Here is a 23,443-nt window from a genome sequence, read left to right as displayed (position 1 = left end):
GCAGGTGATCCCATCAAATGGCTCGGCGAGGCGCTGACCTGCGGCGTCGGGGCCGCGCGGGGCGCGAAGGGACTTAGGTCCCGACAAGAGGGGATGTTCAGGTGGGTTCCGCGGCGGGTTCAGTGCTTGACCCGGGCCGTCCGGAGGGTGGGACGAGCCACCCTGCTGTGGTACAGGGGCTCTTCCCGCGACCGCCGGGCGGCCGCGTAGGGTCCAGACCGTGACGGGTCGGGTTCCGGTGGCGGTGCTGGTGGCGTGCGCGCTCGTCTGGCTCCAGGCCGCCGTCGCCCTGGCGGCGGCGACCGCCCTCGTCGCCGACCTGTTCAGGGGCGCTCAGATGCCGGGGGCGTCCGCCGCCCTCGCCGTCATCGCGCTCGGCGTCGCCGGGGCGCTCGCGGGCGCCGGCTTCGCGCTGCTGCGCGGTGGCCGTCGCTGGGCGCGCAGCCCCGTGCTGACGGTGCAGCTCCTGGTGGCAGCGCTCGCGGTGGCCGCCTGGACGACCGCTCCCGCGCCGTGGCCCGCCGTGGCGCTGGCGCTCGCCGTCGCCGTGGTCGTCGCGCTGCTCGTCCCGTCGGCCGTCGGGTGGACGGTGCCGGGGCGGGCGACCAAGCAGCCGTGAGCCGACGGCGCCCGTCGGACGTCTCGCCCGGGACCGGCCCGTCGGCCTGACGTCCGCGGGTGGTCACGGGTTCTGCTCGGCGCCGTGCGGGGCCTTCCCGGGGCGCCGCTCGAGGCACGCCACCTGCAGCGGGACCACGTCGCGGCCGAGGCGGAGCGCCCCGCGGCCGGGAGGCTGGCGTCGTGCCTCGGCGAGCCAGGGCCCCTCGGGACCCAGCAGGTCGGCGGCGCCGGGCTCGGTGACGTCCAGCACGAGCAGGCGGGCGGCGCGGCACAGCGTCGGCACCGGGCCGCGGAACGCGCCGACCGCATGAGCGGTGGTGGTCGCCGCGACCAGGTGCAGGGGATCGCGCGCCCCTAGCCGCCCGGCGAGCGCCTCGGCCAGCGCCGGGTCACGGGCCTCGAGCTCGTCGACGTCGTCGACGACCAGGAGCGCGCCCTCGGCGTCCAGGTCGGCGGCGCACCTCGGCCGGACCACCCGCAGGCCCGCGTTCGCGGCCCCGGCCGCGAGCACGTCCAGCGCGGTGGTGCGGCCGGAGCCGCGCGGGCCGACGACGAGGAGCGGGAGCGTCAGGTCCATCCCGACCGGCCCGGCGTCGTCGCCGCCCAGGCCGAGGGCGACGAACGGCGCCGGCCCAGGTGGCAGCGGTCCGCTCACCCGCGTCGGCAGCGTCCGGACGCGGGGCGTGGCGTCGTCGGGCGTGGCACCGTCGGCCCGTGCCGCGGCGTCCTCCGGCCGCCCCGCCGGCGCCAGCGCCACCTGGCAGAGCACGGCCTCGCCGCGCCCGAGGTGGACGGCGCGGCCCGGCCTCCGGCGCTGCCCCGCCAGCTCGAGGGGGACTCCGGCGAGGACGTCGCCGGTCGGGTCGGGTGAGCCCAGCACGAGTCGGTCTGCGAAGGACGGCGAGAGCCGGAGCGTCGCCCCGCCGATCCCGCCCGCGGCGACCACGGCCACCGGCCCGCCGGCGACCGCCCAGAGCCGCTCGAGGCACTCGAGGGCGGCGCCCCGGGCGAGGGGGCCGAGGACGGCGGCGACGGCCGGGAGGTCGTCGACGAGCAGCAGCGGACGGCGACCGGCGGCGGGCCGGCCACCCGACAGCAGCCGGACGAGGCGTGCGACGCGCGCGCCGTCCTCGACGTCCAGCTGCGACGCGACGCCGCGCGGGACGAGGCCGGACGGGAGGCCGACCGCGTGCACGGGGCGTCCCGCCGCGAGCGCGGCCGACGCGACGGCGGCCAGGGTCGTGCTGCGACCGGAGCCCGGTCCGCCGAGCACGAGGAGGTGGCCCGCGTCGGGGTCCCAGCGCACCGGGCCGCGGGACAGCTCGTCGGGCAGGTCCGCGAGGGCGAGCGGCAGGCCCGGCCCCGACGGGACGTCGGACCACTCGACGTGTGGCGGCAGCGGCGGCAGCCACGGCCCGGTGGCGCTGGGCCGGCCCGCGGCCGCCGCCCTGATCGCCCGGACCCATGCCGACGGTCCGTCGTCGGGCCGCGTCGGCGGACCACCGGCGGGCCCTGTCGGCCGACCGCCCTCGGGCCGCGGGTCCGTCGGTTCGGCCGTATCGCGCTCGGGCGCCCGCGCCGGCCGCGCCGGATCGGTGCCGGACGGGCCTGGTGGCGCGACCGGGGTCCAGCCGGGGCCGGCGGACCACGGGGCGGCGAGCCGGACCGGCTGGCGCCGCCGGCCGGGGAGGGCGCGCGCGACGCGCAGCACCTCGGGCCGCCCGGGTCCGCGGGCGAGCAGGGCGAGGCCGGCCCGGTCGAAGCCGGCCGCGTCCGGGATGCCGACGAGGTCGGTGGAGTCGGCCGCGTCGACCACGCGCAGCACGGCCCGCAGCCCGACGTTCGCCCGCAGGTCGGCCGGCACCGCGCCCGCGGGTCGCTGCGTCGCCAGCACCAGGTGGACCCCGAGCGACCGGCCCTGCGCGGCGAGGCGGGCCCACGACGGCAGCAGCTCGGGCAGCTCGTCGGCCAGCGCCCGGAACTCGTCGACGACGACGAGCAGCCGGGGCGGCGTCCCGGGGTCGGCCGGGTCCAGCTCGGCGAGGTCGCGCGCCGCGCGTGCGGCGAGGATCCGCTCGCGGCGGCGGAGCTCGGCGGCCAGCCCGCGCAGGGTGCGGCGGGCGGCGGCGGCGTCGAGGTCGGAGAGGTGGCCGACGACGTGCGGCAGGCCCGCCAGCGCGGGCGGCAGCCCGGTGGCGCCCTTGAAGTCGACGAGGAGCACGGCGAGGCGGTCGGGCGGCTGGGCGAGGGCGAGCCCGAGGGTGATCGTCGCCAGCAGCTCCGACTTGCCGGACCCGGTGGTGCCGGCGACGAGCGCATGGGGACCGTCCCGCACCAGGTCCACGACGACGGGCGACCCGTCGGCGGCACGGCCGACGGGGACGGTCAGCGCGGGCCGGCCCCACCGGAGCGCGATCGCGCCGGCCTCCGGCGGCGGCACACCCGGTAGGTCGCCGAGCAGGACGTCCCCCGAGCTCGCGGGGTGCGGGTGCGAACGGCCGGCGAGGCCGCGGGCGACGGCCTCGGCGACACCGGGGGAGACGCCGACGAAGGGCAGCGCGCGGGTGCGATCGCCCTCGGTCAGCCGCGCCGTGCGCCCGCCGACCTCGAGGACGGTCGTGCACCAGGGCGGCGGTCGGCCGCCGACGAGGCGCAGCACGCGACCCGGACCGTCGACGCGACCGGGCGGGCGCTCGTCGTCCACGACCACCAGCCGCCGACGGATCCGCCCGCCGTCACCGGTTGCTCCATGCCCGGTCAGGGGCCGCCCGGTGGGCCCGTCGCGACCGCTCACCCCCGAGCAGGTGACCGTGCCGTCGAACCACCTGAGCCATGACCAGTCGCCCGGTCGGCCGGTCCGCAGCTCCACGGCGGCGGCGGGATCGGCGGCCAGCAGGTCGAGCAGGAGCCCGCGGGCGGCGGCGAGCGCGGCGGGGCGCGGCCCCGCGACCGTCAGCTCGCCCTCCCACACGGCGGACAGGACGCCGCTGCGGCCCGCGGGGCCCGGCGGGCGCTCGGGCGGCGCGTGCCCGGCGAGCGCGTCGGCGGTCCCGTCACGAGAACGCAGGGCGGCACCGGTCGGGTCGGCCGCCAGGGCGACCCGCAGCGCCGCCAGGTCGAGGGGCGGCTCGGGCTCGGGCCCCGGCCGGGGACCGGGAGGCGCCGGGCGCTGGCCGACGAGGACCAGGGCGCTCAGCGCGCCGAGCAGGAGCACGGGCTGGTGCATGGTCGCGGCCAGGGCCGCCGAGGTCGTGGCGCCCGCGGCGGCGGGCGCGAGGCGCAGCCAGCGTGCGGGGTCGTGACGCCGGGCAGCGGGCGGCGCGTCGCGGAGGCGCAGGGCGAGCGTGCTCGAGCCCGCCTGCAGCCGGTCGCCCACGCGCCACGACGTCCAGCGCCAGCGGGCGATGCGCCGGGCGCGGCCGCGCGCGGGCACGAGGTACGCCGGGCTCGTCGTGCCCCGGACGAGGACGAGCGCGACGCGCGGACGCCGCCGGGGCCGCCCCGAGCCCGCGACCCCGACGGGCGACGGGTGCGGGCGGGCCCGCCGCGGGCGCCACGGTCGCGGCAGGCGCGGCGGGCGGAGGAGGACGAGCCACGGCTCGTCGTCGGTCACCGGGAGCTCCCCGCGAGGGCCGAGCGTCGTCGGCCCCTCCGCGACCAGGAGCGCGCCCGTGCCCGGACCCGCGACGACCGCCAGGTGCCACGGCGCCCGGGCCGCGCGGACGGCGTCGGGCGTCGCCCCGGGACCCGGACGCACGGTCGCACCGTGGCGCAGGGGGGCGACGCCTGCGGGATGGTCGTCGTCCAGCCCGACGCCGTCGGCGGTGAACGGCCGCGAGAGCCACGAGGGGTCGCCGGTGAGCCGCGCCAGCGCGCCGCGCAGCCGGCGGACGGGCAGGCCGTCGTCGACCTCGACGTCGGCCGCGCCGGCGGGGGACAGGGCCGTCAGGCGCACCCGCCGAGACTGGCGCCGGCGCCGGGCGCCGGAGCGCCGGGCGGGCGACCCTGGGGACATCCCTCCACGTCCCCAGGGCCGCCCGTCGGCTCACTCCTCGGCGAGCGCCGCCACCGGAGGAGTCCGCGCCGCCGAGCGCGCCGGCACGACCGAGGCGAGCAGCCCCGCGCCGAGCGCGACGACGAGGACGAGCCCGAGGTCCCGCCAGGGCACGGCCGGCACGAAGCCACCGACCTGGCCGAGGACCGTCGCGGCACCCGCCCAGCCGTAGCCCAGGCCGAACGTGATGCCGAGCACCGCGCCCACCCCGGCGATGAGCACGCCCTCGATGGCCAGCGCCCCGCGCAGCCCCGCCCGGGTCAGGCCGATCGCCCGCAGCGTGGCCGACTCGCGCCGGCGTTCGATGACGGACAGGGACAGCGTGTTCGTCACGCCGAGGAGCGCGATGAGCACCGCCACCCCCAGCAGCCCGACGACGACGGTGAGCATGATGCCGATGACGCGGTCGTACTGCGCACGGGACGTGCCGGGGCCGGAGGCCTGCAGCGACGCGGTGCCCAGGGCACCCTGGACGGACCGCAGGGTGGCGACCGGGTCGGCCGTCGGGTCGAGCGCCACGTACAGCGTGTCCGGGATGGCGTCCGGAGCCAGCCGCGCCAGGGTCGCCGGGGTGACGATGGCCTCGGTCAGCCCGGTGGGCGTGGCCTGGTCGAGCGCGACCGCCTCGCCGACGGGGGTGCCGGAGGCGTCCACCCGGCGCAGCTCGGCCCGGCCGGGAGCGGCGGCCAGCCAGGAGGGCAGCAGCACGCTGCCGTCCGTGAGGGACGCGGCCGCCCGCGGGTCCCGCAGCACGTTCGCCGCGTCCTGCGGCGACAAGGCCCGCACGGTCACCGGGGTGGCCTGGCCCTTCGCGTCCGTCACGGTCAGCGTCGCCGAGGGCAGGCTGGCGACGTGGCGGACCCCCGCGATCGCGGCGATCCTCGTGGCCAGCCCGGCGGGCAGGCCCGACGCGTCGCTCCCCGAGGGGGTGACCTCGATGTCGACGGGGAAGTGGCCGTCCAGCGTCCGGTCGAGCGAGGTCCGCGCGCTCGCGGCGCCCGTGCTCATCATGACGACGAGCGTCACGCCGATGAGCAGCGCGGTGCTCGTCGCCGCGGTGCGGCGCGGGTTGCGCACGGTGTTGGCGGCGGCGAGCCGCGGCACGGGACCGAGCCGGCCGAGGCCGCGCTCCAGCGCGCCCAGCACGGGCGGCACCCAGAACACGGCGGACAGCAGGAGCCCGACGAAGGACACGGTGCCGCCGAGCACGCCGATGCCGAGCGCCGCCAGCGGGCTGCCCTTCGTCCCGAGCCCCAGCGCCACGGCGCCGCCCAGCACGAGCAGGCCCAGAACGACCAGGACGAGGGCAACGGCGAGCCGCACCCGTCCGGCCCCGGCCCCCGCGCGGGGTGCGTCGATCGGCCGGAGCGCCTCGATGGCAGTGACGTGCGTGGCGGCGCGGGCCGGGACGAGGGAAGCCAGCACGGTGACGAGCGTGCCGACGACCAGCGGCACGAGGACCACCTGCCACGTCACGTCGACGGCGGCCGGCAGCGGCGCCGTCACGGAGGTGTGGTGCAGCACCGCGAGGGTCGCCTGCGCGAGCGCGGTGCCCGCCAGGATGCCCGCGGCGGAGGAGGCCAGCCCCAGCAGGGTCGCCTCGAGGATCACGGACGCCCGCAGCTGTGCGCGCCGTGCGCCCACCGCCCGCAGCAGCGCGAGCGTGCGGGTGCGCTGCGCGACGAGCACCTGGAACGTGTTGGCGATGACGAGCGCGGCGACGAGCATCGCGACGGCCGCGAAGCCCAGCACCACCGTGACCAGGGCCTGGTCGCCGCCCCTGCCGAGCCGCTGCATCTGCTCCGCGGCCGCGTCGGCCCGGGTCAGGACGTGCGCCGCGGGCAGCGCGGCCGCCAGCTCGTCACGGAGCGCGGTGGGCGCCGTCCCGGCCGACGCGGCGACCACGATCTCGTTGGTCCCCTCGGCGAGCAGCGAGCCGCCCGAGCGCCAGCGTCCGACGTCCTCCGGCAGTGCGAGCGCGGCGCCGCCCCCCGACGCCCACGCGCCGTGCGGGTCGTCGACGAACCCGACGAGCGTCATCGTCTCGGTGCTCTCCCCGGCGGTCGGCCTCGCCGGCTTGCCCGTCCCACCCGTGGCCGCAGCCCCGTCGTTGGCGGTCGCGGCACTCGCGCCGGCCGAGGCGCTCACCGTGGGCGTCGTGCCCGCCGGCGGCGCCTGCCACACGGCGGTCAGCGTGCCGCCGAGCGTGACGCCGAAGTCCTCGGCGACCTTGCGGGGCAGGGCGATCTCACCGGCCTTCGTCGGCATGCGGCCCTCCTGCACGCGCAGCGCCGTCAGCCGCTCGTCGGACACGGTCGGGGCCACCAGCTGCCAGCGGTCCTGAGTGGCCGTGCGCAGCTCGACCCCGCCGCCGGTGAGGATGTCCGCGGCGGCGACGCCGGGCGCCGACCGGATGGTGGCGAGGTCGGCGTCCGAGAGCGTGCCGCCGACGACCACGTCGGCCTGCCCGTACCGCGCGGTGACCGCGTCGCGCGCGGTGCGGCTCATGACGTCGCCGGCGAGCAGGGTCGCGGCGACGAACGCGGTGCCGATGGTGATCGCCAGGCCGGCCGCCACGAGCCGCCCGACGCTGCGGCGCATCTGGGCCAGGGTGAGCCGGAACATCAGACCCCCTCGAGCTGGCGCAGGGCGTCGAGGCCGGCGAGCACCGACTCGGGCGTGGGGTCGGCGATGTCACCGGCGATCCGCCCGTCCGCGAGCAGCACCACGCGGTCGGCGTACGCGGCGGCCGTCGGGTCGTGGGTGACCATGATGACGGTCTGCCCGAGCTCGCGGACCGACCGGCGGAGGAACGACAGCACCTGCGCCCCGGCCCGCGAGTCGAGGTTGCCGGTGGGCTCGTCGGCGAACACCACGTCGGGCTTCGTCACCAGGGCGCGGGCGATCGCCACCCGCTGCTGCTGGCCGCCGGACAGCTCGCTCGGCCGGTGGTCGAGCCGGTCGCCGAGGCTCAGCGTCGCGACGAGCTGGCCCAGCCACGCCTCGTCGGGCCGGGCGCCGGCCAGGTCGAGCGGCAGCAGCACGTTCTGCTGCGCCGTGAACATCGGCAGCAGGTTGAAGCTCTGGAAGACGAAGCCGACGCGGTCCCGGCGCAGCCGGGTGAGGGCGTCGTCGTCCAGCCCGCTCAGCACGGTCTCGCCCAGCCGCACGGTGCCGCTCGTGGCGGCGTCGAGGCCGGCGAGCAGGTGCATCAGCGTCGACTTGCCGGACCCGGAAGGCCCCATGATCGCGGTGAACGCACCCGCGGCGAAGTCGACGTCGACGCCGTCGAGGGCGTGCACCTCGGCCGCACCGCGGCCGTAGACCTTCGTCAGGCCGCGGGCCGACGAGGCGATGGTGGGACTCATGGGGGTTTCCTCCGGTGATCGGGTGACGGGCTCACGCTAGGAGCCGCATCGCGGTCGCCGCGTCGCCCCCCGGTCGCTCGTCGTGCCCCCCGGGGTCAGACCCAGGTCGCACCCCGACCGTCATTTTCCTGAACCTTCCGTCGCGATCCACGACGAGAAGTTCAGGAAAGTGAAGGCGCGGGGGGGAGGGGCGGGGCGGGGGGCGGGGCGGGGGGAGAGAGAGTGGGGGTGGGGACGGGTCAGGCGCCGGGGCGGACCAGGCCGGCCTCGTAGGCCGCCACCACCGCCTGGACGCGGTCGCGCACGGCGAGCTTGGCGAGGATGCGCCCGACATGGGTCTTGACCGTCGCCTCGGCGACGAACAGGTCCTGCCCGATCTCCGTGTTCGAGCGGCCGCGCGCCATGAGGACGAGGACCTCGCGCTCGCGGTCGGTCAGGTCGTCGATCGCGCGGCGGGCGGGGTCGTCGGCCTCGTTCTCCGGTGCCGGCAGCACCTGGACGAGGTGCTCCAGCAGCCGCCGGGTCGAGGAGGGGGCGATGACGGCGTCGCCGCGGTGCACCGTCCGGATCGCCGCGAGCATCTCCTCGGGCGGCGCGTCCTTGAGCAGGAACCCGGACGCGCCGGCGCGGATCGCGTCCAGCACGTACTCGTCGAGGTCGAACGTCGTGAGGACGACGACCTTCGGCGCGTCCTCGTGGGCGGTGATCTGCGCGGTCGCGGTCAGGCCGTCCATCGTCGGCATCCGGACGTCCATGAGGACCACGTCGACGTGCGGACCGGAGCCGGTGAGCTGGCGGACCGCCTGGGCGCCGTCGCCGGCCTCCAGGACCACCCGCAGGTCTTCCTGCGAGTCGATGACCATGCGGAACCCGGCGCGCACCAGCTGCTGGTCGTCGACCAGCGCGACGTCGATCATGACACTCCTCGGGGGGTGGGGATCTCGGCGCGCACGCGGAAGCCGCCGCCGGGCCGGGGCCCGGCGCTCAGCGTGCCGCCGAACATCGCGGTGCGCTCGCGCATGCCGACCAGCCCCTGGCCGGCACCGTCGCTGTCGGCAGCGGCGCCACGGCCGTCGTCGGCCACCTCGAGCACCACCGCCTCCGGCCGCCAGGCCAGCAGCACGGTGACGTTCGGGTCGGGGCCGGCGTGCTTGAGCACGTTCGTCAGGGACTCCTGGGCGATGCGGAACACGGTGAGGCCCGCGCCCGGCGGCAGGTTGCGCGGCGTGCCGACGCGCGCCAGCGAGACGCGCATCCCGGCGCCCCGCAGCTGGGCGACGAGGTCCTCGAGGTCGCCCTCCGCCGGCTGCGGGGCCACGGCGACCGAGCCGGTGCCGGGCGTCGCCGTGATGATGCCGGGCGCCTCGTCGTGCGGCCCGTCGGTGCGCAGCACGCCGAGCAGCCGCCGCATGTCCGTCAGCGCCGCCCGGCCGATCTCGCCGATGGTCTCCAGCGCGTGGGTGGGCGCCTGCGGGTTCGCCGCGGCCGCGTACCGGCCGCCGTCGGCCTGGGCGATGATCACCGACAGCGAGTGGGCGACGATGTCGTGCATCTCGCGCGCGATGCGGGCGCGCTCGGCGGACGTGGCGAGCTGGGCCTGCCGGTCGCGATCCACCTCGGCCTGCCGCGCGCGGTCGACGAGGGCCTCGAGGCGCAGCATGCGGCCGCGGCGTGCCAGCGCGAAGGCCCACACGGCCAGCACCATGAGGAACGCGAACGTCCCGGCGGCGAACGGCGTGAGGACGTCGTTCGACCGTTGCAGCAGCAGCACGGTGACCAGGCCCGACCCGGCGATCGCCCCCCACAGGGCGGTGCGCCGTGCCCACAGCGGGCTGTGCACGGTCGCCGAGTACAGCGCGACGAGCACGAGGAAGTCCAGCGGCAGCACCACCGGCGTGAGGAAGAGCATCTGGGCAAGCACGACGCCGTAGACGACGCCCGCCGACGGGGCGGGTGCCACGCGGCGCCACGCGAGGGGGACCGCCACGGCGGTGCACAGGGCCAGGCCGGCGGCGAACGAGCCGAAGGCGTAGCGGGTGATGGGCAGGCCCGACGCGTTGGGCACGCGGACGAGGCTGCCGTTGACCACGACGGACCCGGGCAGGACGACGAGCAGGAGCACGCCGGCGAAGACGCAGTCGACCGCGAAGCGATGCTCGTCCTCCCACGCGAGGAGCCGCTCCCACCGGGACATGCCTGCAGGGTATTGGCGCGGGCGGGGTGGGTGGATGGTCCGGCGGGCGGACGTGGCGCGCCGCACCGTCCGTCCGCGGTCGCACGACGAGCGGGCGGCGTCCCGTCGGTCGTCGTGGACGTGCGTGCCAGTAGCGGGGAACACCACCGCGTGACCTAGCATGGGGCAATGACCCAGGTGCTGCTGGCCGAGGACGATCCAGCGATTGCCGAACCTTTGGCCCGGGCGCTCGGGCGTGAAGGTTACGACGTGCACGTGCAAGGAACTGGTCAAGGCGCCATCGACGGCGCGCCGGGCGCGGACCTCATCGTCCTCGACCTGGGCCTGCCCGACATGGACGGCCTGGACGTCGCGCGCTCCATCCGCTCCGCCGGCCTGTCCACGCCGGTCCTCGTCCTCACCGCGCGCGCGGAGGAGGTCGACCTCGTCGTCGGCCTCGACGCGGGCGCCGACGACTACGTCACCAAGCCCTTCCGCCTCGCCGAGCTGCTCGCCCGGGTCCGCGCGCTGCTGCGTCGCAGCGGCAGCGAGCCGCTGGAGGAGGACGAGCTGCGGGCGCAGGACGTCCGCGTCGACGCGGCCTCGCGACGGGCGTTCCAGGGCGAGCGCGAGCTGCACCTGACCGCCAAGGAGTTCGACCTCCTGCGCGTGCTCGTCCAGGCCAACGGCGCCGTGGTGGGCCGCGACCAGCTGATGCGCGACGTGTGGGGCTCCGACCCCACCGGCTCGACGAAGACGCTGGACATGCACGTGTCGTGGCTGCGCCGCAAGCTCGGCGACGACGCCAACGCCCCGCGCTACATCACCACGGTGCGCGGGATGGGCTTCCGGTTCGAGACCGAGGCCGGTGTCCCGGTGGCCGAGCGGGTCTAGCTCGTGCGCCGCCGCGTCCTGCAGGCGACCATCGCGGCGGTGGCGGTCGCCGTCATCCTCCTCGGCGTGCCCCTGGGCTTCCTCGGGGCGCAGATGGTCCGCCAGGCCGACATGCGCAGCCTCGACACGCGCGCCGGCCGCGCCGCCAGCGCCATCGACCTGCGCGTGCAGCTCGGCGCACAGCTCACCGACCGGTCCATCGAGGGCTACGTCGGCTCGAGCGGCGAGATCCAGGCCACCGTCGTCGTGCGCACGCCCGACGACCGGGTGCTGCGCGCCGGGCCCAACCCGACGGGCCGGCTCGTCTCGGTGGAGAAGACGGGGAGCTCGGGCGCCCAGGTGATCCTCTACGCCTCGTGGTGGGACCTGCTGTGGCGGTCGATGCGGATCGTGCTCCTCGTCATCGGGGCCGCCCTCGTCGCGTTCGGTGCCGGCATCGCCACCGCCATCTGGCAGGCCAACCGGCTGGCCCGGCCGCTGGTGTACCTCGCTGCGTCCGCCGAGCAGCTCGGCACCGGGCAGGTGCGGCCGTCGCTGGAGCCGTCCGGGGTAGAGGAGATCGACCTGGTCGCCTCCGAGCTGTCCCGGTCCGCCGACCGGATGGCCGGCCGCCTGGCCGCCGAGCGGCAGTTCGCCTCCGACGCCTCCCACCAGCTGCGCACGCCGCTGACCGCGCTGACGATGCGGCTGGAGGAGATCGCGGCGATCGCCACCGAGGACGAGGTGCGCGAGGAGGCGCGCATCAGCCTCGAGCAGGTGGAGCGGCTGGTGCGCGTCGTCGACGACCTGCTCGCCGCGTCGCGCCGCGCGCAGGGCGGGACCACGGAGGCGGTGTCGCTGGCCGACGTGGTGCACCAGCAGGAGGAGGAGTGGGTGCCGACGTTCGCGCGCGCCGGGCGCTCGCTGGTCGTCGACATCGATCCCGCGACCCAGGTGCTCGCCACGCCCGGGGCGCTCGCGCAGGTGCTGGCCACCCTCATCGAGAACTCGCTCAAGCACGGCGCGGGCACGACGACGGTGCGCTCCCGCTCGTCGGGGGTGTCCGGTGGCGTCGTGGTGGAGGTCGGCGACGAGGGCGGCGGGGTGCCCGACGATCTGGCGGGCCGGATCTTCGAGCGCGGCACGACGTCCGGCAAGGGGACCGGCCTCGGCCTCTCGCTCGCGCGCGACCTCGCGGCGGCGGACGGCGGCCGGCTCGAGCTCGCGCAGCGCCGGCCGGCGGTGTTCGCGCTGTTCCTCGCCGGCGTGCCGGCGTCGCTGCGGCGCGAGGTGGTGCTGCCCCGCGGCGCGGTGGTGGCCACGCGCGGCGGGCACAGCCGCCGGCGCTGAGGGTCGCCCGTCGCAGCCCCCACCCCCCTCGGCTTCATTTTCCTGAAGTTGTCGTCGTGATTCGCGACAAGAAGCTCACGAAAGCGGACGCGGCGAGGCGTCCACAGGCCGGTCGGGACATCCGGCGGGCCACCGTGGGGCACATCGGATGACGACACCGCCCTCCGGGCGGCGACCGTGGCCGCATGGGTGGCAGCACACCGGTGCGCGGGCGCGACCGGGACTGGGTTCCGTCCGTGGCATGGCGGCAGGCCGGCGTCTTCACCCGCCGGCAGGCGATCCAGTGTGGTGCCACCGCCGGCCAGGTGCGGTGGCGCGTCGAGCGGGGGATCTGGGTGCCGGTCGCCGGCTTCGTGCTGCGTGCCGCGGCGCAGGCACCGAGTGACCATGCCGAGATGTTCGCCGCGCATCTCACGTGGCCCGGCTGCGTCGTCGCGCTCGGTACGGCGGCGCGCGTTCACCGTCTCCCGGTCGCGGCCGACGAGAAGATCCATGTCGTCGTGCCCTCTGGGCGGCCATCGCGCGGCCGACTGACGCCGCACCAGTTCCGGCTCGATGACGACGACGTGGTCGACGTCATGGGTGTGCGCGTCACCGGTTTCCGGCGGACGGTCTTCGACTGCCTCGGGCGCCTGCCGGAGCAGCAGGCCCTTGACCTGCTCGCGTGGGTCGCATCGCGACGCCTCGTCGAGCACGACGAGCTCACCTCCTGGGTCGCCGAGCACCCCGGCAGGTGGGGGAATCCGTCCCGGCGGCGGCTCGCGCGGCGACTGGCCGAAGGTGCCATGAACCCGGCGGAGGACCTCCTGCACGCCATCCTCCGGCGCGCGGGGATCACGGGGTGGTCGGCGGGAGAGCCGCTGCACGAGCACGTCGGTGTGTGGGCGGTGGCGGACGTGTACTTCGCCGACGTGCGCCTGGTCATCGAGGTCGACGGGCAGCGTGCTCACGGCGATGAGCGCTTCCAGGGCGACCGGACCCGCCAGAACCTCCTCGTCACGGCCGGCTGCACCGTGCTCCGCTACACCTGGGCCGACCTCACGCAGCGTCCCGACCAGGTCGCGGCGCAGGTCCGTGCCGCCGTGGCGTCCCTCCGCGCGACGGCACTTTCCTGAAGAAGTGGCGGTGAATCACGACCGCAACGTCAGGAAAATGAAGAAGCGGGGGGTGGTGGCGGGGCGGAGCCCGCGGAACGGGAGAGTGGGCCGACGAGTGTGCGTCAGAGCTGCGTCGCCGCGATGACGGCGACCTCGTCGGCCCCCGAGGCCGTCTTCGGGGCCTTGCCGCCCGTGAAGACCCACAGCTTGTAGCCGACGTAGCGGATCGCGGTGCCGACGACGATGCCGGCGACCTTGGCGGCGTTGAGCGCCAGTGGCGAGGCCAGGTTGAACGTGTAGCGCGTCAGCGCGACGGTCCCGACCGGGACGAGCGCGGCGACGATGTTGATCGCCGCGTAGATGACGAGCTCGCGCCCACGCCGGCCGCTGCTCTTGTCCTTGAACGTCCAGTGCCGGTTCCCGATCCACGACACGAGCGTCGCGGTGGTGACGGAGATGATGTTGGCCGTCGTCGTCTTGTGGGCGAGCACCTGGCCGGGGCCGAACACGAGGAGGTTGAACAGGCCCATGTCGACCACGAAGGAGACGCCGCCGACGACGAGGAAGCGCGCCATCTCCAGCGCCCATGCCCACAGGCCCTTGATGGACAGGCGGCTGTGCGTCGCGGTGCCGTCGACCGGGTCGGCCACGAGGGTCGCAGCGGGCAGCAGCTCGTCGTTCGCGGTCACGTGGCGAGGATAGCGCCGCGGCCCTGGACGCTTCCTGGGAGAGGGGTCCCCTCCCGAGCGGCGGGCGTCCGCCCGACCAGGGAGAATGGAAGCCTCCACGGACCCTCCTCGGGAAGGACACACATGGCTGCCCAGCCTCTCGTCGGGATTCTCATGGGATCGGACTCCGACTGGCCGATCATGCAGGCGGCGGCCGACGCCCTCGCGGAGTTCGACGTGCCGGTCGAGGTGGACGTCATCTCGGCGCACCGCCAGCCGGACAAGGCCCTGGCGTTCGCGCGCTCGGCCGCCGGCCGTGGGCTGCGGGTCATCATCGCCGGCGCCGGTGGGGCCGCCCACCTGCCCGGGGTGCTGGCCGCCGTCACCACGCTGCCGGTCATCGGCGTGCCGGTGCCGCTGGCGCAGCTCGACGGGCTGGACTCGCTTCTCTCGATCGTGCAGATGCCGGCGGGCGTGCCGGTGGCGACGGTCGGCGTGGGCGCCGCGCGCAACGCGGGCCTGCTCGCGGTGCGGATGCTCGGTGCGGGGTCCGACGAGGTGGGCCAGCGGCTCGCGCCGGCCCTGGTGGCGTTCGCGCAGAACCTCACGGCCCAGGCCGACGCGAAGGGGGAGCGGCTGCGGGCGAAGCTCTCGGGGACGCCGACGGGGTTCAGCGCGTAGGCGCGCCGGGCGAGGTCCCGACGGCGAGCGCGATCGCCTGCGCCCGGCTCGCCACGCCCAGCTTGGCGAACAGGGCGTTGACGTGCGTCTTCACCGTTGCCAGGCCGACGAAGAGCTGCCGGGCGATCTCGGGGTTGGTGCGGCCGCGGGCGATCTCGGCGAGCACCTGCGCCTCGCGCGGCGTCAGCACCGGGAAGCGGGCCAGCAGCGCGGCGGCGTCCGTCGGCCGGGCGGCAGCCCGGCCGACGGCGGCGTCGACCAGCCGGGCGCCGACCTGCGGTGCGAGCGTCGTCTGGCCGTGCGCGACCGCGCGCACCGCCGCGGCGACCTCGGCCCGCCCGGCGTCCTTGGTCAGGTAGCCACGGGCGCCGGCCTGGAGTGCCGAGAGGATCGATTCGTCGTCGGCGTACGTGGTGAGCACGAGGACGGCCGTCGTGGGGTGGCGCGCGACGATCCGGGCCGTCGCCGCCGCGCCGTCGAGCCGCGGCATGCGCAGGTCCATGAGGACCACGTCCGGCGACAGGTCGGCGACGAGCGCCACGGCCTCCTCGCCGTCGGCGGCCTGCCCGACGACGACGACGTCGGGCAGCAGGCCGAGCACCGTGACCAGGCCGTCCCGGACGATGGCCTGGTCGTCGGCGACGAGCACGCGGATCGGTCGGTCCATGCCGGTCAGCCCGCGGCGACGCGCGCACGGGCGCGGACGACGAAGCGGCCGTCGTGCTCGCCTGCCGTGGCGGCACCGCCGGGCAGGAGCGCGAAGCGCTCGGCCATGCCCACCAGCCCGTGACCGCCGACCGCTGCCGGTGCGGGCCCGCCACCGCCGACCGCCGCCGGCGCGAGGGGGTTGGAGACGGTCAGCGTGAGCAGCTCGTCGGTGGCGACGAGCGAGGCCTCGACCGGGGTCCCGGGGGCGTGCCGGCGGGCGTTGCTCAGCGCCTCCTGCAGGGCCCGCGCGAACGCCCCGGCCAGCGGCGCCGGGATCGGCGCGGGGGCCCGTGCCAGGTCGAGGCGCGCGGCGACCCGCCCGCCGAGCTCACGGTGCGTCCGGAGCAGCCGCTCGGCGGCGTCCCTCAGGTCCGTCGCCGGCGACGCGGGGAAGGGTCCGCGGGGTTCGTCGTCCCCGCCCGGTTCGCCGCGCCGACCGGGGTTGACCGGCTCGGAGCGCCGGCTGGGGCGGACCGCCTCGCCACGCGCGCCGAGCGGCTCGCTGCGCAGGCCGGCCTGGCCGTCACGCACGGGTTCGCCACAGCCCGCCCCACCATCGCCAACGGGCCCGGCGCGTCCGATGTGATCGCCGAGAACCGGCTCGTCGGGTGCCCGCAGCGCCGCCACGGCCCGCCGGGAGTCCGCCAGCCCCTCGGCGGCGAGCACCCGTGCCTGGGAGACCGTCACGCGCGCTTCGCCGACGCGCCCGGCCTCCAGCAGCGCCTCCGCGGCGTCGAGCTGGATCACCAGGCCGCCGAGGCTGTGGGCCAGGACGTCGTGGATGTCGCTGGCGGCCGCCTGCCGGGCGGCGAGCGCCCCGGCGCGGGCCTCCTGCGCGCGAGCCTCCAGCTGGCGGGCCTCGAGCTCGCGGGTGCGGGCGATCGCGACGCCCGACTGCCGGCGCGTGATGCCGATGAGCATCCACACGGCGACCGCGGCGAGGTACGAGACCGACGGCGAGGCGTGCGTCGCCACGGCGCCGAGCGGCGTCAGGACGGTGGCGATCGCGGCGGCCGTGGCGCCGAGCCACACGGGCGCGCCCTCGTCGGCGATCGCGACGATGATCAGCACGGCCTGCGGCGCCAGGTGGGTGCCGTTCGTCGGGACCACCGAGAACGAGGCGACGGCGACGCCCACCAGGGTCGCGGCGCGACGCACGGCCGTCAGCGCGGGGCGGCGGCCCGGTCGGTCGTCGGGCCGTGGCAGGACCTCGACCATGGCCCAGGCGGCGATCGCGAGGGCGGTGGCCCATGCGACCCACGCGCCGTGCAGCTCGACGGAACGGCCGACGACCACGCCGTAGCCGACGACGGCCATGCCGAGGGCGTGCAGCGCCAGCGGCAGCCGGCGGTCGCGAGGGATCACGGCGCCCATTGTGGGCACGGTGGGCTCAGGCGCTCACGCGCTGCGCCGCGACGCCGAGCCGCTCGAGCCGCAGGACGAGGACCGCCGTGCGGGCGGCGCGGTTGGCGGCCAGGACGAGCAGGATCATGGCCGTGCCGGTGACCGCCCCCGCGCCCAGGCGCGTGGCGGCAACGTCCATGCCGATCCGGACGGCGATGAGGGCGAGCCAGAGGGCGACGCCGGCCCACCCGGTCCGGGTCTCGTACCGCACGGTGCCGGCCCGCGACCGGCCGCCTCGATCCCCGGACTCGTAGGCCGTGATCGCGGCGGGTGCCATCGGGCGGAATCGCGCGATGGTGCCCATGGCGGCGCCGGCGCCCGCCGCGAGCACCAGCTCGAGGGCGAGCACGACGAGGTCGACCGCCGTGAGGACCACGGTCCCGCCCGGCTGCGCGAAGGTGGCGAGGCCGACGGCCCCCGCGATCACGGGCCAGCGCCACAGGCGGGCCGGGTCGACGACCTGCCAGGTGGTCTGCCGGTAGCAGATCCAGGCCACGACGCCGATGCCGAGGAGGAGGTCGGACACGTTCTGGAGCGTGAGGGACATGCCCCCCATGCAACCGGCGGGGTCGTGCCCGGCCCACCACCCTGGGGTGGAGCCCGGGTGGAGACCCGAGGCTCAGCCCGGGATGCCGCCGACCGTCCCCGCGGGGAGCTTGCCGTCACGGACCTGCTGCCAGAAGGCGGGTGCCTTCGCCGGGTCGATGAGCACGGTCGAGCCGACGTTGCCGGGGCGGTAGTCGATGCTCTTGAGCGGCGGAGTGCCCGTGACCCCGCCCGGCCCGTTCGCCGCGCGGAACGCGAGGGCAAGGCTCGCCAGCGTCCGGATGTTCGCCTGGTTGTCCAGCGTCAGCGCGCCCGTGCCGGCGTCGATGAGCTTGACCTGCTCGCTCGGATGCCACACGAGGCTGGCGACGTCCAGCTTGCCGAGGATCGCGCCGACGAGCTGGCGCTGGCGCTTCTCGCGGCCGATGTCGCCCTCGGGATCCGCCTTGCGCATCCGCGAGTAGGCGACGGCCTGGGTGCCGTTGATGTCGTGGCAGCCCGCCGTCCAGACCATGCCGGACTCCGGGTCGTTGGCGTCCCGGTTGTAGCAGACGTTGACGCCGCCGACCGCGTCGACCACGTCCTTGACGCCGCCGAGACCGACCTCGGCGTAGTGGTCGATCTTCAGCCCGGTGAGCTGCTCGACCGTGTGGACGAGGAGCGGCGCGCCACCCCAGGCGAAGGCGGCGTTGAGCTTCGCGGGCCCGTGGCCGTCGATCGTCACGTACGTGTCCCGCGGCAGCGAGATGAGCGACGTCGGGCCGTGCTGCGGCACGTGCAGCAGCAGGATCGTGTCGGTGCGGGCCCCCTGCGTGCCGTCCTGCGGGATCCCGTCCCCGCCGCGGGCGTCCGAGCCCGCGATGAGGTACGTCGTGCCGGGTGTGGCAGCGGCGCTGGAGAGCGCGGCGGTGTGCTGGATCTTCTTGTTCGCCCAGACCGCCAGGCCGACCGGCCAGGCGAGGGCGAGGACCAGCAGCACGACGAGCACCAGCACGGCGAGGCGGACGCGGTGGGTGCGCCGGGGGCCTGCCGCCTCGGCACCCGGTCTCGTCGGGCGCGCGTCGGCCATCGCGGGGGGCAGGCCAGACCCGGATCGGGTGGCAGTGGTCGACCGTCGAGGGACCGCACCGGCGGACGTCGTCGACGAGCCCGGGACCGGACGAGCGGGCGAGCCCGGGAGGACGGGCCGCGACGACGCGAGGGAGTCGACGCGCGTGGCGGCCATGGGCGGATCCGCCCACGGCTCACCGGCACGTGGCGTGGACCGTGGGGCTGAGCCACGCGCGGCCTGCGCGGCCGGCCGCGCGCCCGAGCCCCGCAGCGGTGGGACGGGTTGGGCCGAACCGCCCGGGCGCGCCGTGACTCGAGGTGCGGCGGGTGGGGTTGGCCGGCGGACCGGCGCCGGCGGACTGGCCGGGCCGCGACCGACGACGACGACGGGTTCGTCGTCGTTCCGCTGCGGGCGTCGTGGGGCGCCGGGCGTGAAGCTCGGCGGGTTGGCGCGCTCGTTCGTCATGCGTCCTCCCTGCCCGTGGGGCCGCTGCCGGCCCGTCGATCGTACGGAGGGCCCGCGGGCATCACCTGCCGCAACACGCAGGGGCGGGCGACACCGTCACTTGCAGACGGCGGTGACGTCGGCGGGGGTGAAGGGCTGCTGGCCGGCGACCTTGGTCTGGGCCGGCGTCGGGGTCGCGGTGGCGGTCCCGGCCGGGGCCGTCGTCGCCGTCGCGCCGCCGGACGTGGCCGCGTGGCTCGGGGTGGCGGACGACGACGGGGTGCTCACCGGTGCGTCGGCCCCCGCGATCGGCTTGTCGGCGACCATGTCCGCCCAGACGATCTTGGCGGCCGGCGCCCAGACCAGGCGGTTGGGGTCGCTCGGCGCGGTCAGCACGGGGATGGTCATGAAGGTGATGTCGTTCGCCCGCACCGAGCGCAGGCTGTAGGCGAGCCCGGAGAGCGTGACCAGGTTGAGCCCGCTGTCGACCGTCAACGAGCTGGTGGCGGCGGACAGGAAGCTCGTCACCTTGGCGGGGTTCGCCAGCGTGTTCGCCGACAGCACCTGGTTGGCGATCGCGGCGATGAGCCGCTGCTGGTCGCCGATCCGGTCGAGGTCGCCGCCGTTGCCGATGTTGCCGTGGCGGGCCCGGGCGAACTGGAGCGCCTGCACGCCGTTGAGGGTCTGCTGGCCGGCCTTCAGGTTGAGGCCGGTGTAGACGTCGTGCAGGTCGCGCGGGATGCAGATGTTGACGCCGCCGACCGCGTTGACCATCGCCTGGAACCCGACGAAGTCGACGACGATGAAGTGGTCGATCTTGAGGCCGGTCGTGTTCTGCACCGTACGGCCCGTGCAGGCGGCCGCCGATGCGAGGTCCTTGCCGAGCTGCCAGCCGGTGCCGAAGGCCGAGTTGAACATCGCGTTGTGCTGCGGCCCGCTCTTCTTGCCGTTGGTGGCCTGGCACGACGGGATGTCGACGAGCGAGTCGCGGGGGATCGACACCGCCTCGACCCGGTCCCGGTTGGCGGAGATGTGCAGCACGATCGCCGTGTCGGAGTTGGTGCTCGGATCGGCCCCGCCGATGGCGGCGTTCGCGCCGTTCCGCTGGTCGGAGCCGAGCACGAGGATGTTGATCGGCCGTCCGGCGTTCGGGTCCACCGGGTCGGCCTCCACCGTGGTGCCGTCCGTCGGCGCCGGCTCGCCGAGGAGGCTGCCCACGTCCATCTGGCGGATGTTCGAGTTGAGCCTGGCGCCCAGGGCCGCGAACGCCGAGACGCCGAACAGGAGCACGCCGGTCAGCGAGAGCGCGACGACGCGCAGCGCCCGGCGGGCGACCAGGCGGCGCGCGTGTCGGGGACCGCGCGGGTGCGCGACGGAGGCGTGGCGGACGGGCATGACTCGAGATCCTACGGACGGGGTATGGCCGCGTTCCGGCCGTCGGGGGAGGGGCCGGTGGAGGATCTGTGCAGATCAGCGACCGAGCTGGGCGTACTTCTTCTCGGTGGCGTCCTTCTGCGGGCGCCACCACGCCTCGTTGGCCCGGTACCAGTCGATCGTCGCCGCCAAGCCGTCGCGGAACGTCGTGTACCGGGGCACCCAGCCGAGCTCGTCGCGCAGCTTGGACGCGTCGATCGCGTAGCGCAGGTCGTGCCCTGGGCGGTCGCTCACCAGGTCGTAGGCGTCGGCGGGCTGGCCCATGAGCTCGAGGATGCTCTCGACGACCGTCTTGTTGTCCTGCTCGCCGTCGGCGCCGATGAGGTACGTCTCGCCGAGCCGGCCCTTCTCGAGGATGGCCCACACCGCGGCGTTGTGGTCGTCGACGTGGATCCAGTCCCGGACGTTCTGGCCGGTGCCGTAGAGCTTGGGCCGCACGCCGTCGATGACGTTGGTGATCTGGCGCGGGATGAACTTCTCCACGTGCTGGTACGGGCCGTAGTTGTTGGAGCAGTTCGAGATCGTCGCGCGCACGCCGAAGCTCCGGGCCCAGGCCCGGACGAGCAGGTCGCTGCCGGCCTTCGTCGAGCTGTACGGGGAGCTCGGGTTGTACGGCGTGGTGGGCGTGAACTTCGCCGGGTCGTCGAGCTCGAGGTCGCCGTAGACCTCGTCGGTCGAGATGTGGTGCAAGCGCACGTCGTACCGGCGGACGGCCTCGAGCAGCTGGTACGTGCCGATGAGGTTCGTCCGCACGAACGGCCACGGGTCGTGCAGGGAGTTGTCGTTGTGCGACTCGGCGGCGAAGTGGACCACCGCGTCCACGTTCTTGACGAGGCTGTCGACGATGTCCGGGTCGGCGATGTCGCCCTTGGCGAAGAGGACCTTGCCCTCGACAGGGTCGAGGCTGTGCTCGTCGCCGGCGTACGTCAGCGCGTCGAGGACCGTGACCTGGACGTCCGGGTGCTCGCGGACCGTGTGGTGGACGAAGTTGGACCCGATGAAGCCGGCCCCGCCGGTGACGAGCAAACGCATGCCGATATAGTCGCGCACATTGCGCGGCGGGATCACACCGCGAGGATGGAGCGACGGTCGGTGAGCGGTGAGACTGGCGGGGCGGACGATCTCGTCGAGGCATTCCGGGGTCTCGAGACGTCGCCAGGGGGCGTCGACGACCTGCGACGCACAGTGCTGAACCAGCGGGAGTACATCCTGGGGGTGGAGGCCGAGCTGGCGACTGCACGACGCGAGCGCGCTCGGCTCGAGCAGGAGAACGCGCGGCTTCGGCGTGCGCTCCATCGCGCCAAGCGCCTCCCGTTCGGCTGGATCGACTCGGTCCGACGCTTGATGACGGGTCTGCGCCGTCGGATCGCGATCATCGCCTCGTGAAGGCTCCGCTCGTCTCGATCTTGACGCCGGTCTACGACCCGCCGGTGTCGGCACTGCAGGCCGCGATCGCGTCCGTGCGCTCCCAGACGTTCACCGAGTGGGAGCTGGTTCTCGTCGACGACGCATCCCGGTCGCCCGACGTGCGCGCTGCCCTGGCACGGGCAACCGCGAGTGATCCGCGGATCCGCTCGATCACGCGTGCCACCAACGGCGGCATCGTCGCCGCCTCGAACGATGCGCTGGCAGCAGCGCGCGGCGAGTTCGTCGCGCTGCTCGACCACGACGACCTCCTCACGCGCGACGCGCTGGCGAGCGTGGTTGCCGCCGTTCGCCGGGAGCCGGACACCGACTACCTCTACAGCGACGAGGACAAGGTCGACGCGCAGGGCCACTTCTACGACGCGTTCCACAAGCCCGACTGGTCACCCGAGCGGCTCCGGGGCCAGATGTACACCGCCCATCTGTCCGTGCTGCGGACGGGCCTTGTGCGCGAGGTCGGTGGTTTCGCTGCGGGCTCAGACGGATCACAGGACCACGACCTCGTCCTGCGGGTGACTGAGCGGGCCCGACACATCGTGCACGTGCCCAAGGTGCTCTACCACTGGCGCTCCGTCGCGGGTTCGACAGCAGGTGGCATCGACGCCAAGCCCTACGCCTGGGAAGCGGGCCGCGCCGCGGTGCAGCGCCATCTCGACCGCTGCGCGATCGCCGGCGAGGCACTGCTCGGTCCGGTCCCGGGCACGTATCGCGTCCGCCGGTCTCTGAGTCCCGAGACGTCGGTGAGCGTCGTCGTCCCGACGCGCGGTGGACGGGGGCGCGTCTGGGGCGAAGCACGCTGCTTCGTCGTCGAGATGGTTCGCTCGGTGCTCTCGCACACGGAGCACGAGAACCTGGAGATCGTCGTCGTGTACGACGAGGACACGCCTGCTTCGGTGCTCGGGTCACTTCGCACGGTGGCGGGGAGCCGGCTGACGCTCGTCCCCTTCCGGGAGCCATTCAACTTCAGTGCCAAGTGCAATGTCGGCTTCCTCGCGTCGCAGGGCGACGTGGTCGTCTTCATGAACGACGACATGCAGGTGGTGACCGACAGGTTCATCGAGGAGCTGGTGGCGCCGCTCGCCGAGCCCGGGGTGGGTGCGGCGGGGGCCCGCCTCCTGTTCGCCGACGGGAGTCTTCAGCACGGCGGGCACGTATACGCCGAAGGCGACCTGACGCACGCCGGGTTCCGGGCGGCCGGGGACAGCTACGGGCCTTTCAGCGCCTTTCTCGTCAACCGCGAGTGCTCCGGCCTGACCGCCGCGTGCCTCGCCGTCAGCCGGAGCGTCGTGGACGATGTGGGCGGCTTCTGCGAGGACCTTCCGGGCAACTTCAACGACGTCGACCTGTCGAACAAGATCAGGTTCCGCGGTCTGCGGCTGGTGTGGCTGGCCGACGTCACGGCGTACCACTTCGAGTCGCAGACGCGTGATCCTCAGGTGGAGCCCTGGGAGTACGACTTCATCATGCGACGGTGGGCCAGCCCTCGGCGTGATCCATATCTGCCGGATGAGATTCCCTCGCGACGCCGCTGACCGCAAGCGCCGGC

The 23,443-nt window shown here is 75.4% G+C and carries 19 protein-coding genes; 7 read left to right on the top strand and 12 right to left on the bottom strand.

Annotated elements, in window-relative coordinates; all coding sequences use genetic code 11:
• Positions 1-220: 220 nt before the first annotated feature.
• Positions 221-619: a hypothetical protein gene (locus tag BGO37_RS03930; protein ID WP_291752498.1), complete on the top strand. Its 399-nt coding sequence runs from the start codon at positions 221-223 to the stop codon at positions 617-619.
• 63 nt (positions 620-682) lie between these two features.
• Here the strand turns inward: BGO37_RS03930 and BGO37_RS03925 are convergent, their stop codons facing one another.
• The 5 genes from BGO37_RS03925 to BGO37_RS03905 all read right to left on the bottom strand — a co-directional run bounded on the left by BGO37_RS03925 (position 683) and on the right by BGO37_RS03905 (position 10,237).
• Positions 683-4,576 (bottom strand): FtsK/SpoIIIE domain-containing protein, encoded by a 3,894-nt coding sequence (locus tag BGO37_RS03925; protein WP_291752495.1) that lies wholly within the window; start codon positions 4,574-4,576, stop codon positions 683-685.
• 90 nt (positions 4,577-4,666) lie between these two features.
• Positions 4,667-7,300 carry an ABC transporter permease gene (locus BGO37_RS03920; protein WP_291752493.1) on the bottom strand — a complete coding sequence of 878 codons (2,634 nt, stop codon included), beginning with the start codon at positions 7,298-7,300 and terminating at the stop codon, positions 4,667-4,669.
• Positions 7,300-8,043, bottom strand: a complete 744-nt coding sequence (locus tag BGO37_RS03915; protein WP_291752492.1) for an ABC transporter ATP-binding protein — start codon at positions 8,041-8,043, stop codon at positions 7,300-7,302. The genes BGO37_RS03920 and BGO37_RS03915 overlap by 1 nt, the downstream gene beginning before the upstream one ends.
• 239 nt (positions 8,044-8,282) lie before the next feature.
• The gene (locus tag BGO37_RS03910; RefSeq protein WP_291752490.1) at positions 8,283-8,960 is read right to left on the bottom strand and encodes a response regulator transcription factor; all 678 of its coding nucleotides are present in this window, start codon (positions 8,958-8,960) and stop codon (positions 8,283-8,285) included.
• Positions 8,957-10,237, bottom strand: a complete 1,281-nt coding sequence (locus tag BGO37_RS03905; RefSeq protein ID WP_291752487.1) for a sensor histidine kinase — start codon at positions 10,235-10,237, stop codon at positions 8,957-8,959. The genes BGO37_RS03910 and BGO37_RS03905 overlap by 4 nt, the downstream gene beginning before the upstream one ends.
• 168 nt (positions 10,238-10,405) lie before the next feature.
• Here BGO37_RS03905 and BGO37_RS03900 point away from each other — a divergent pair, with 168 nt between their 5' ends.
• From BGO37_RS03900 to BGO37_RS03890, 3 genes are all read left to right on the top strand, one after another.
• Entirely contained in the window at positions 10,406-11,110 is a 705-nt protein-coding gene (locus tag BGO37_RS03900; RefSeq protein ID WP_291752485.1) for a response regulator transcription factor, read from the top strand.
• Between the two features lie 3 nt (positions 11,111-11,113).
• Positions 11,114-12,439, top strand: coding sequence for an ATP-binding protein (locus BGO37_RS03895; protein WP_291752483.1), 1,326 nt, complete (start codon positions 11,114-11,116; stop codon positions 12,437-12,439).
• A 185-nt stretch (positions 12,440-12,624) separates the two neighbouring features.
• A complete protein-coding gene (locus BGO37_RS03890; protein WP_291752482.1) occupies positions 12,625-13,554 on the top strand; it encodes a DUF559 domain-containing protein in 930 nt (309 codons plus the stop codon).
• A gap of 104 nt (positions 13,555-13,658) precedes the next feature.
• On the opposite strand, the gene BGO37_RS03885 is transcribed toward BGO37_RS03890, so the two are convergent.
• Positions 13,659-14,225, bottom strand: a complete 567-nt coding sequence (locus BGO37_RS03885) for a GtrA family protein (RefSeq protein WP_291752480.1) — start codon at positions 14,223-14,225, stop codon at positions 13,659-13,661.
• Between the two features lie 123 nt (positions 14,226-14,348).
• Between BGO37_RS03885 and purE the strand changes: the two genes are divergently transcribed.
• A complete protein-coding gene (gene purE / locus BGO37_RS03880) occupies positions 14,349-14,885 on the top strand; it encodes a 5-(carboxyamino)imidazole ribonucleotide mutase (protein WP_291752477.1) in 537 nt (178 codons plus the stop codon).
• Here purE and BGO37_RS03875 read toward each other — a convergent pair.
• The 6 genes from BGO37_RS03875 to rfbB form a co-directional block, all read right to left on the bottom strand.
• Positions 14,875-15,552 (bottom strand): response regulator transcription factor, encoded by a 678-nt coding sequence (locus BGO37_RS03875; protein ID WP_291752475.1) that lies wholly within the window; start codon positions 15,550-15,552, stop codon positions 14,875-14,877. The genes purE and BGO37_RS03875 overlap by 11 nt on opposite strands.
• Positions 15,553-15,557: 5 nt before the next feature.
• Positions 15,558-16,958: a histidine kinase gene (locus BGO37_RS03870; protein ID WP_291752472.1), complete on the bottom strand. Its 1,401-nt coding sequence runs from the start codon at positions 16,956-16,958 to the stop codon at positions 15,558-15,560.
• Between the two features lie 25 nt (positions 16,959-16,983).
• Complete coding sequence (locus tag BGO37_RS03865) at positions 16,984-17,544, bottom strand: hypothetical protein (RefSeq protein ID WP_291752470.1); 561 nt, start codon at positions 17,542-17,544, stop codon at positions 16,984-16,986.
• 72 nt (positions 17,545-17,616) lie between these two features.
• Entirely contained in the window at positions 17,617-18,612 is a 996-nt protein-coding gene (locus tag BGO37_RS03860; RefSeq protein WP_291752468.1) for an LCP family protein, read from the bottom strand.
• 543 nt (positions 18,613-19,155) lie between these two features.
• Positions 19,156-20,433, bottom strand: coding sequence for an LCP family protein (locus BGO37_RS03855; protein ID WP_291752467.1), 1,278 nt, complete (start codon positions 20,431-20,433; stop codon positions 19,156-19,158).
• 75 nt (positions 20,434-20,508) lie between these two features.
• A complete protein-coding gene (gene rfbB, locus BGO37_RS03850) occupies positions 20,509-21,504 on the bottom strand; it encodes a dTDP-glucose 4,6-dehydratase (protein WP_291752465.1) in 996 nt (331 codons plus the stop codon).
• Positions 21,505-21,564: 60 nt separating this feature from the next.
• Here rfbB and BGO37_RS03845 point away from each other — a divergent pair, with 60 nt between their 5' ends.
• Both BGO37_RS03845 and BGO37_RS03840 read left to right on the top strand, forming a co-directional pair.
• Positions 21,565-21,858, top strand: a complete 294-nt coding sequence (locus tag BGO37_RS03845; RefSeq protein ID WP_291752462.1) for a hypothetical protein — start codon at positions 21,565-21,567, stop codon at positions 21,856-21,858.
• Positions 21,855-23,429, top strand: coding sequence for a glycosyltransferase (locus BGO37_RS03840; protein ID WP_291752461.1), 1,575 nt, complete (start codon positions 21,855-21,857; stop codon positions 23,427-23,429). The genes BGO37_RS03845 and BGO37_RS03840 overlap by 4 nt, the downstream gene beginning before the upstream one ends.
• Positions 23,430-23,443: the final 14 nt, after the last annotated feature.

This window comes from Cellulomonas sp. 73-92 (genome assembly GCF_001898175.1).
Lineage (GTDB): Bacteria > Actinomycetota > Actinomycetes > Actinomycetales > Cellulomonadaceae > Cellulomonas.
Note: the sequence above shows the minus strand (reverse complement) of the source record. Positions and strands in the feature narration are given on the sequence as shown.

Coding starts and splice junctions, on each gene's coding strand:
- BGO37_RS03920 (WP_291752493.1), bottom strand. CDS start 7,300: ATGTTCCGGCTCACCCTGGCCCAGATGCGCCGCAGCGTCGGGCGGCTC.
- BGO37_RS03915 (WP_291752492.1), bottom strand. CDS start 8,043: ATGAGTCCCACCATCGCCTCGTCGGCCCGCGGCCTGACGAAGGTCTAC.
- rfbB (WP_291752465.1), bottom strand. CDS start 21,504: ATGCGTTTGCTCGTCACCGGCGGGGCCGGCTTCATCGGGTCCAACTTC.
- BGO37_RS03860 (WP_291752468.1), bottom strand. CDS start 18,612: ATGGCCGACGCGCGCCCGACGAGACCGGGTGCCGAGGCGGCAGGCCCC.
- BGO37_RS03905 (WP_291752487.1), bottom strand. CDS start 10,237: ATGTCCCGGTGGGAGCGGCTCCTCGCGTGGGAGGACGAGCATCGCTTC.
- purE (WP_291752477.1), top strand. CDS start 14,349: ATGGCTGCCCAGCCTCTCGTCGGGATTCTCATGGGATCGGACTCCGAC.
- BGO37_RS03855 (WP_291752467.1), bottom strand. CDS start 20,433: ATGCCCGTCCGCCACGCCTCCGTCGCGCACCCGCGCGGTCCCCGACAC.
- BGO37_RS03865 (WP_291752470.1), bottom strand. CDS start 17,544: ATGTCCCTCACGCTCCAGAACGTGTCCGACCTCCTCCTCGGCATCGGC.
- BGO37_RS03890 (WP_291752482.1), top strand. CDS start 12,625: ATGGGTGGCAGCACACCGGTGCGCGGGCGCGACCGGGACTGGGTTCCG.
- BGO37_RS03875 (WP_291752475.1), bottom strand. CDS start 15,552: ATGGACCGACCGATCCGCGTGCTCGTCGCCGACGACCAGGCCATCGTC.
- BGO37_RS03900 (WP_291752485.1), top strand. CDS start 10,406: ATGACCCAGGTGCTGCTGGCCGAGGACGATCCAGCGATTGCCGAACCT.
- BGO37_RS03910 (WP_291752490.1), bottom strand. CDS start 8,960: ATGATCGACGTCGCGCTGGTCGACGACCAGCAGCTGGTGCGCGCCGGG.